The organism is Arenibacter sp. ARW7G5Y1 (assembly GCF_003201775.1).
Taxonomy (GTDB): Bacteria; Bacteroidota; Bacteroidia; order Flavobacteriales; family Flavobacteriaceae; genus Arenibacter.
In genome coordinates this window covers 24,199-34,511 of record NZ_QJJZ01000030.1, presented here as the reverse complement: position 1 = coordinate 34,511, position 10,313 = coordinate 24,199, and the positions used below count along the sequence as shown (strand labels likewise).

Here is a 10,313-nt window from a genome sequence, read left to right as displayed (position 1 = left end):
TCTAAAATTACCTGATCAACAAGGCAAGTTCAAAATAATATCAGAAAAACCGAAAAATAAAAGGTCGCCTAATTAGTTTTTAGACGACCTCTTTAGCGGTCCGGACGGGACTCGAACCCGCGACCCCCTGCGTGACAGGCGATTAAAATGCCTTTTCATTCAGTTCCATTTATTATCATACCAACTGATTATCAATACTTTATGAATTTTTATTTTGCAATAAATTTCTTTAATTATAACTTTAATGGTCCATTTGTTGTACCTATGTTGTACCCATTATTGAATTGTTATGGCAAGTATCAAAACAGTTTTAAGAAAAAAAGCATTTTCTGATGGCACCTTTCCAGTATGTCTAAGGGTGACCAAAAATAGAAAAACAAAATATTTTAACACCATATTTAGATCAACCGAACTTGAGTGGAATTATTCTTCCGGTTGTTTTAACAGCAAGAATTCAAATTACATTCAAAATAATAGATTATTGCTCAAATTTAAGGATCGTGCCTTAAAAGTATATTCCGATCTTCAGATGGAAAAAGAGTATTTTAATCTTGACGATTTTAGTAAACGTTTCCGAGTAGATAACAATCCGGAAAATGATTATGTATTTCCTTTTTGGGAGGAGATAATCTCAGAAATGAAACTGGCAGGTAGGATGGGAAATGCTACCATGTATGAAGAAACCATGAAATCTATAAAACAGTTTTGCAAATTTAAAAAAATAAGGTTTCAGGAAATTACAAATACCTTCTTAAATAAATATGAAGCATGGCTCCGCTCTAGAGGTGGAACAGATGGCGGAATCAGTATAAAACAACGCACATTAAGAGCATTGTACAATAAGGCAATTGAACGGAACATCATAAAAGACATCAATCATCCATTCAAAACTTATAAGATATCAAAACTAAAGGGTCAGGGTATCAAAAAGGCATTGGGCTTTGATCAGGTAACTAAAATTATCAATTTTGATATATCCCAATATCCACATTTAGTGGATGCCAAAAATTATTTTGTGTTCAGCTTTTATACCCGAGGAATGAATTATACGGATATGATGGTTCTCAAATGGCAAGATGTTGATGCAACCACCATTTCTTATATTCGAAATAAAACCAAGGGCAGGTTTGTTATTACTATCCTTCGGCCAGTACAAGAAATCCTCAATTATTATAAACAACATTCGTTGCCTACTAAATACGTGTTTCCCATACTTTTAAAGGATGGTCTAACTCCGGCCCAAATTGATAATCGCAAAAAGAAGACCCTAGCCAAATATAATCGAGACTTAAAGGAAATAGCCAGCCTCTGTGGGATAAACAAATCCTTGTCCAGCTATGTGGCCCGACATAGTTTTGCCAATTGTTTAAAACAAAAAGGAGTAGCTACAGATGTTATCGGCGAATCACTGGGGCATAAAGACTTAACTACTACCCAAGTATATTTAAAAGAATTGGGAAGCTCAGTTTTGGATGAGGCCGCCGAACTTCTGCTTTAGAGTCAAATAAATAGTAACTTTTGAAAAATCCGGTACACTTTTAACTCTTGATGTTTTTATAACCAACACCTATACTACAGGAAAGGTCAGTAAATGTAATTCATTTGAATTTAGAATTTAACTAGCCTACAACGTGTTGCCAATTACAAAACTAAAGCAATCGAGAGTTGAGCAAAATTCAAATTAATATGTTCAACACAAAATATTTACATCCACAATAATTACAAATAACCATATGATTAATTATCTAAACAGTCAATTTTGGTCAGACTTATACGCTAAAAACCATTGTGGCCTATAGTGTTCAACTTTCTTCAATTCCACAAGAATTAGACGCATAAATTAAACCTCTTAATTAAAATTCATAAGCCAGTGAAGGCATTACTTGTGAAACAATAAAAACTACATGGTATAAATTATTATTCCTACTTTTAGCAAATTACAGCCCATCAAATGTTAAAAAAGTATGACGACTTAAAATTAATTGACCTTTTAGCCAAGGACAATGTCAGTGCATTTGAAGAAATATACAATCGGTATTCTTCACAAATGTATCTATATGCTATGAAAATTTTAAAAAATAGTGAGACCTGTGAAGATATCATTCAAAATATCTTTATTGATTTCTGGTCCAAAAGAAAGAAAATAGAGGTGACCAATGTCAAATCCTACCTTTTTAAGGCTGTAAAATTTCAGATTTTCAATTACCTAAGAAACAATAAATTAACAACCGAAGATCTAACTAGATTAAATATTATTGATGTATCCATGAATATTACCAAACAATTGGAATATGATGAACTGGAAAAAAAAATCAATATGTGTGTAAAAAAACTTCCAAAACGTTGCCAACAGATCTTTGTACTAAGCCGTTTCGAACATAAATCAAATAAAGAAATTGCTTCAGAATTGGGTATTTCCATACAGGCGGTCAAAAATCAAATATCAAAAGCCTTAACCGCCATACGTAAAAACCTCCAAGAAGATGAATTGATTTACTTTAATTTTATCTATTGTCATTAAATCAAGTTAATATTATCAAATCCCCAATATTTTTTTGATTGTAAGTAGAACTTCATAAGTTAACTCTTCAATTTATAAGATATAGTACCGTAGAATCCATTAAAATTAAAAATAATTAATAATGGACGTGTACCATTCCACTATTTAGGGTACTATTATAATAGACGCCTATTATTAATCATTATTACAAAATCCAAATGAACAGTAAAAAAGCCAAAAAACTTTTCAAAAAGTACGTTAAGAACGAATGTTCGGCAGAAGAGTTGGAATTTCTACATAGATTCCTGGATTCCTATCAGGATAAAGACCAGGCCTTTTCTAGTTTGGACTATAACAATGAGACGGAGATTAACCGTAAAATTTGGCTTAAAATTAAAGCCGAAATTAAAGTTGGCAAGAAGAAAAAACAATTTGTATTACATCCATATTTAAAATATGCGGCTATCTTTTTAGCCCTATTAGGTGTCACATATATTTATAGAGCTAACTTTCTAATTGAACCAAACAACGAATTGGTCATTAAAGAAGAATCAGTAATTCTTAAATTGGATAACAATGAGAATAAAAAAATTAATATCACTGGTTCTGAAGTCTTAGTAGACAAGAATGGAAAAATTATAGGCACTCAAAACGGCACTAAATTGGTTTATGATAAGACGTCAGAAGTTGACAAACTAGTTTATAACGAAGTTATAGTACCTAATGGCAAAAAATTCCAACTTGTACTCTCAGATGGTACTGAGGTACACCTCAATTCAGGTACATCTTTTAAATATCCCGCCCATTTCATTTCCGATACAGATAGAGAGGTATTCCTAAAGGGTGAAGCTTATTTTGAAGTAGCTAAAGATGAAAACAGGCCATTTGAAGTTCATACTAGTGATTTACAAGTTCAAGTGTTAGGCACCCATTTTAATGTGAATTCTTACGGTAATACCGAAACTTATGCGGTCCTAATCGAAGGTAGTGTAGCCATTAACAAGAAGGATATGATTGAAAAAGAAAATTCAACAATATTAGTTCCAGGCCAAAAAGCATCATTAACAACTGATGAAATTGAAATAAACAATGTAAATGTAGACGACTATATAAGTTGGAGGACGGGCAATTTGGTTTTCAACAATGAAACCTTCAAAGATATAATTTATAAAATAGAACGTAAATACAATGTACATATTGAAAATAGATACACCCAATTAAACACAATAAAATTTAAAGGCAAATTTGGCGATGAGTCCATTTTAGATCTCCTAAACACATTTAAGGAAAGTGCAGAATTTGATTATCAAATCAAAGATCAAAAAATTATCATTATGAAACCATAACAAAAAAACTAGGAAACGCGGCAACGTTCCCTAGCACTATCAATTTTAACCGTTAAAACTAGTAACTAATCAAAATCATTCAAAATTATGAAAAAAAAGCTCCTGTTTTCTAAACTATTAGAAAACATATTCAAAAAAAACCGAACGATGAAACTTTCCTTTTTATTGTTTTCACTAGCGCTTTTGAACGCGCAGGCGAATACTTATTCCCAAAACAAAAAGGTCACAGTGAAGGCTAATTATGAAAGCATCGAAAGCGTTCTGGCCAAGATTGAATCCCAAAGTAAATTCACTTTTTTTTACCAGACCGAGGAAGTAGACCTGTCCAAAAAAGTATCAATTGATGCAGTAAAGACACCGATTAACGAAATTCTCGACTTCCTTTTCAACGATGGTACAGTAGTCTATTCCGTAGTAAAGAATCAAATAGTACTAAAAAGTGCAGCACCCACTTGGCATTCTTCAAAATCATCATCAAAAGTCCAATCCAAACCAAAGGTTCAACAGATCATACGGGGTACTGTGTTCGATGAGCAAGGTGTTCCTTTGCCAGGGGCAACAGTAATGCTTAAAGGAACCAATCAAGGTACCTCAACCGATTTCGATGGAAATTTTGAACTAAAAATTCAATCTGAAACCTCAGTGTTAGTTGTATCCTATTTAGGTTTCAAGACAAATGAAATAACTGTAGGTAACCAAACCCAATTTACCATCAAATTGGCTGAAGACTCCAATGCTCTACAAGAGGTAATCGTAGTTGGCTACGGCACACAAAAGAAGGTTAACCTTACAGGTGCTGTATCCACAGTATCAAGTGAGCAGATAGAAGATAGACCCGTTAGATCGGTTGGTCAGGCTTTGCAAGGCCTGGTTCCAAACCTAAACATTGACATTCCCAATGGCGAACCGGGAGGGGGAGCCAATTTTAACATAAGGGGTATCACCTCATTAAACGGAGGATCACCATTGGTATTGGTAGATGGTGTTCAAATGGACCCAAATATTATCAACGCCGCCGACATAGAAAGCATATCGGTGCTTAAAGATGCCGCAGCCTCTGCAATATATGGTGTAAGAGCTGCCTTTGGGGTTATTTTGATTACTACCAAAAGCGGCAAAAAGGACAGCGGTGTACAAGTTTCCTTGAGTAGTAATTTTTCCCAAAACAAGTTCACATCAATGCCACAGAAGATGAACTCCTTGGACTATGCCACTTATATGAATACCGCAAGCATAAACGCCAACGGTAGTCCATATTTTGATGATGAAACTACTAGCCATATCAGGGACTACTTTAATGACCCAGCAAACAATTCTCCTGTATTCATTCATTCACAAACCTCAGACAACAGATATACTTATGTTGGTAATACTGACTGGGCCAAGGAAATATATCGGGATGCCTTTAGCATGGCGCAGAATAACATTGCTATTACCGGGGGTGATGAAAAGACAACGTATAGAGCATCATATGGACAGTTGAATCAAGGTGGTTTGCTCAAGCATTTTGATGAAAAATTTACAAGAAACAATGTAACATTAAATATTAAATCAGATATCACCAATTGGCTGACGCTTTCCGCTAAAACAACATATAATAAGCAAAATAAGTTGGCTCCAAATAGTGGTCCCTCCTGGATGCCTCGCTCATATTTCCTAGCCGATAGTAGGCCATTAATGCCTGTTAAACATCCTGATGGTAATTTTGCCGGTCAAGGAATGTTTACCAACGGAGCAGCTATGAATGCGCTTGGCGGAAAAGAAGAAAATGCCATGAATGACGTTTGGATAACTGGGGGATTAACCCTGAGACCATTTGAAGGGTTGACTATTAACATGGATTATACTTATAATGATTATACCAGCAGCCATGAAAAATATGTTAGAGAATTTAATGATTATGGAATTGATGGAATATTGCTAGGCACTTTCCCACATACTACACCAAATGGTATTTATGCAAATTCCAATGATTCCCAATACAATGCATTTAACTTGTGGGGCGAATGGGTAAAAACATTTGGCACGGCTCATGAATTTAAGGCTATGGCCGGTTTTAATCAAGAAGAGAAACATTTTAAAGGTTATAACGCTTCTCGGACAAATTTAATCAATAATGATATCCCTGCCATTAATTTGGCTACAAGCGAAAACCCAATTGTAGGTGGTTATGAATCTTCATGGGCAGTTAGAGGGGCTTTTTACAGGTTAAATTATTCGTATGATCAAAAATACCTTTTGGAAGTTAATGGTAGGTATGACGGCACCTCAAGATTTGCCAAGGAAGATCGTTTTGTTTTTTATCCGTCGGCATCCGTTGGATGGAGAATTTCCGAAGAGAATTTTATGAGTGATTTAACAGCTAAAATCAGCCAATTAAAGTTGAGATACTCCATTGGCACTATCGGAAATCAAACCTTAAACAACAGCTATCCATATATTTCTACTTTAAACAGTGGCTCTTTGGGCTATCTAATAGGTGATTCACGGCCTATATATCTATCCGCAGGTGGTTTGGTTGATTCTGGACTTACTTGGGAAGAGGTGACTACTAATAATATTGGGCTAGATTTTGATTTATTCAATAGTAGATTGAGCAGTTCCTTTGATTATTATATCCGAAATACGAAGAACATGCTTGTTGCTGGAAGCCCACTACCGGCCACATTGGGAACAAGTGTACCACAAACCAATGGCGCCGATTTGCAGGTTAAAGGTTGGGAATTGGATATTAATTGGCGAGATAAAATAGGTGATGTAAATTATTCTCTAGGATTTTTGCTCTCGGATAATAAGGGCAAGATTACCAAATATGACAATCCCAATGCAATTATAGGAACCCATTATGTTGGTGAAGAACTCGGAGAAGTATGGGGTTTTGAAGTGAATGGATTATTTCAGACAGACGCTGAAGCTACTGCTCATGCAGACCAAAGTGAATTATGGGGCGGTACTTGGGCTGCTGGCGACACCAAATACGAAGACTTGGATGGCGATGACAAAATTACCCGCGGGGACAACACAATTGCAAACCCAGGGGACCAAAAAGTGATTGGCAACACCAGTCCTAGATATTCTTATGGATTAACTGGGTCAGCACAGTGGAAAGGATTTGATTTTAATATTTTCTTTCAAGGGGTTGCCAAGCGAAATGTGGATTTTGGAGGCTGGAATCCATGGTTCTTCGGGTCCGGAGGTGATGAATGGACAGTATCGCAACAATTTAATCAAGATTATTGGAGACCGGACAATACAGATGGCTATTTCCCTAGACCCTATATGTACAATTATTATGGGAATACAGCTACCTCTACAAGGTGGCTTCAAAACGGCGCCTATATCCGTTTGAAACAATTATCATTTGGATATACATTCCCTAAAGATGTTATGGGCAAGATTGGAATAGACAATTTTAGAATTTATTTTTCCGGAGAAAACTTGGGAGAAAAATCTAAATTACGTTACGACCATGCCTTTGACCCTGAAGTGGTCAACGCTACTACATATCCACTCCAACGCACATATTCCCTTGGAATTGACGTAAAACTTTAATCCGATTTTACAAAACTTAAAGAATATTTAACATGAAAAAGTATATATATATAATACTAGTTTTTATAAGCCTTATTGTTGTCGGCTGTAATGATGATTTCTTAGAGAAGTATCCGGACGATGCTATAACCGACCAAGTATATTGGAAAACCCCTAATGATTTAAAGGTTTTTGCTAACCAATTTTATGGATCACTCGATGGCCCCGCTAACATCGTGGGTCCAGATGATACAAGCGACAATCAAGTGCCGACAAATCTTGACGCCTATACCAATGGATTAACTGTAGTACCAGCTTCGGCAAGCGATGCAGGATGGACATGGGACAATATCAGAAATGTAAATTACTTTCTTTCTCGGTACCAGACCGTTGAGGGTAATCCCGAGGAAATTAATAAATATGTGGCCGAGGTTCGTTTCTTCAGAGCAAAATTTTATTTTGATAAAGTGGTACGTTTCGGCGATGTACCTTGGTATGAGACAGATTTGAATACTGCATCCACCGAGGAACTTTACAAGCCGAGAGACTCAAGGGAATTAGTAATGGCAAAGGTAATGGAAGATCTTGATTATGCTATTGAAAATCTCCCGGAAACCCCAGAAACAGGCAGATTAAGCACCTATGCGGCGGCAGCTCTTAAATCAAGAGCAGCTCTTTTTGAAGGCACCTTTAGAAAATATCATAACGGCACCACCACTTACCCTGGAAGTGATGATGGCTCACAAATGCTTACGGAGTCCATAGAGGCCTCAGAGTATATAATGAATTCAGATAAATTTAGAATCGTTAAACTAGCTGATGAACCTTCAATGGATTATCAAAATCTGTTTCTTCAAGAGGAACTAAATGGTGATAAAGAAGGAATATTGGTTAGAAGGTATCTGGCGGACGTACTAACCCAAAATCTTACACGACAAGTACAAGAGTCAAGAACAGGATTTAGTAAAGAATTCGTAAAATCATATTTAGTCAATAACGGATTGCCCATATCATATAATGGCGCACCAAATCCTGCTTATTATGGGGATAATTTATTGGCCGATGAAACCAGCGATAGAGATCCAAGATTAAAACAAACAATATGGTATCCTGGTAGGGTATGGCAAATTTCACCCACTGGAGAAGAAACTTTTTTACCTAATTTTCCTGATTTCAATAGACAGTCAACAGGTTATTACAACCTAAAGTATGCTTCCCCTTCTATTTTGCAGTGGAACTACAATCTTTCAACTTTGGATGTTTATGTCTTTCGTTATGCTGAAGTTCTACTAAATTACGCCGAGGCCAAAGCCGAAATGGGCAATGCGACTCAAGCGGTATTGGATGCTTCCTTAAATTTAATAAGAGATAGAATATCGCTTCCACACATGACTACCAATGGTACTAATGTAGGATCTGCTGCAGTACCAGGTGTCTCCATTACCTCTTCGACCACTTGGCCCGATTATGGATATTCACTTACACCATTGTTACAGGAAATCCGTAGAGAAAGACGGGTAGAATTGGCCGGTGAAGGCTTTCGATTTAATGATTTGATTAGATGGAGGGCCGGCAATCTCCTTAACAATCCCGAAACCATAGTAGGAGTACGCATAACCGATGATATGGAAGCCAAATGGCCTGTATTAGTTCCTTTCGAAAGAAATGCTAATGATCAGCTCGTCGTTTATCCTGGCAAACCAAATCGAGTATGGAATGACAAATTGTATTTGCATCCGCTGCCTTCGAACGAATTAATTTTAAATCCCGATTTGGGGGGGCAAAATCCTGGTTGGTAAAATACTTTCTAAAGGCATAGGGATAGTATAAACCCCTATGCCTTAATTTAAAACATAAAGAGCAATGAAATGTTCAGTTTATATCCTATTTTTTATTTCAACAATCTTAAGCTGTCAAAATCCACCAGCACCTTCGCCATACGGCGCAGTACCAAGTGAGCGCCAGTTGGCATGGCACAAATTAAAATATTATGCTTTCATTCATTTTTCCCCCAACACTTTTACAGACATGGAATGGGGTTACGGAAATGAATCTCCAAAAATATTCAACCCTTCCGAATTGGATGTAGACCAATGGGCACGAGTTGTCAAAGAGGCGGGCATGGAAGGTATCGTAATTACGGCTAAGCATCATGACGGATTTGCTCTTTGGCCTTCAAAGTTTACCGAACACTCTGTAAAGAATTCCCCTTGGAAGAATGGTAAAGGCGATATTCTGAAGGAGTTAAGGGTTGCATGCGATAAGTATGATCTTAAATTGGGGATGTACCTCTCCCCTTGGGATCGTAACCACGCAGGGTATGGAACAACCCAATATATTACCTATTTCCGTAATCAACTTAAGGAACTACTAACGGAATATGGGGACATTTATGAGGTTTGGTTTGATGGGGCCAATGGTGGCGACGGCTATTATGGTGGAGCAAACGAAACACGAAGAATAGACAATACTAACTATTATGATTGGGAAAACACCCGTAAAATTGTTCGTGAATTACAACCTAATGCCGTTATGTTCAGCGATGCAGGGCCAGATATAAGGTGGATCGGGAATGAACAGGGTTACGCTTACGACCCTAACTGGGCCACAATGAATGGAGAGGAGTTCTACCCAGGAATGAGTGGAATAAATGATCGGTTGGCAACGGGAGATGAAGACGGAAATCTTTGGATAGCCGCAGAGGTAAACACCTCTATCCGGCCCGGTTGGTTTTACCACGATTCAGAGAACGATAGAGTTAAGTCTGTAAATCAATTAATCGATAATTGGTACCATTCCGTAGGGATGAACGGGAATTTTATCCTGAATCTTCCGCCAGATAAACGCGGACTTATTCATGAAAATGACATAAAGGCCCTTCAGGGATTAAAAACCTATGTGGATAACGCATTTAGTATTGACTATTCTGATGGTGC

At 36.9% G+C, this 10,313-nt stretch carries 6 protein-coding genes; all 6 read left to right on the top strand.

What is annotated here, in order from left to right:
- The first annotated feature begins 289 nt into the window (after positions 1 to 289).
- Positions 290 to 1,498: a site-specific integrase gene (locus tag C7972_RS23140; protein ID WP_110358539.1), complete on the top strand. Its 1,209-nt coding sequence runs from the start codon at positions 290 to 292 to the stop codon at positions 1,496 to 1,498.
- Between the two features lie 453 nt (positions 1,499 to 1,951).
- The gene (locus tag C7972_RS23135; protein WP_110358538.1) at positions 1,952 to 2,521 is read left to right on the top strand and encodes an RNA polymerase sigma factor; all 570 of its coding nucleotides are present in this window, start codon (positions 1,952 to 1,954) and stop codon (positions 2,519 to 2,521) included.
- A 197-nt stretch (positions 2,522 to 2,718) separates the two neighbouring features.
- Positions 2,719 to 3,846: a FecR family protein gene (locus C7972_RS23130; RefSeq protein ID WP_110358537.1), complete on the top strand. Its 1,128-nt coding sequence runs from the start codon at positions 2,719 to 2,721 to the stop codon at positions 3,844 to 3,846.
- A 147-nt stretch (positions 3,847 to 3,993) separates the two neighbouring features.
- Positions 3,994 to 7,398, top strand: coding sequence for a TonB-dependent receptor (locus tag C7972_RS23125; RefSeq protein WP_181422983.1), 3,405 nt, complete (start codon positions 3,994 to 3,996; stop codon positions 7,396 to 7,398).
- A gap of 32 nt (positions 7,399 to 7,430) precedes the next feature.
- The gene (locus C7972_RS23120; RefSeq protein ID WP_110358535.1) at positions 7,431 to 9,176 is read left to right on the top strand and encodes a RagB/SusD family nutrient uptake outer membrane protein; all 1,746 of its coding nucleotides are present in this window, start codon (positions 7,431 to 7,433) and stop codon (positions 9,174 to 9,176) included.
- A gap of 64 nt (positions 9,177 to 9,240) precedes the next feature.
- The coding region (locus C7972_RS23985) for an alpha-L-fucosidase (RefSeq protein ID WP_181422982.1) at positions 9,241 to 10,313 on the top strand (1,073 nt) is incomplete at its 3' end.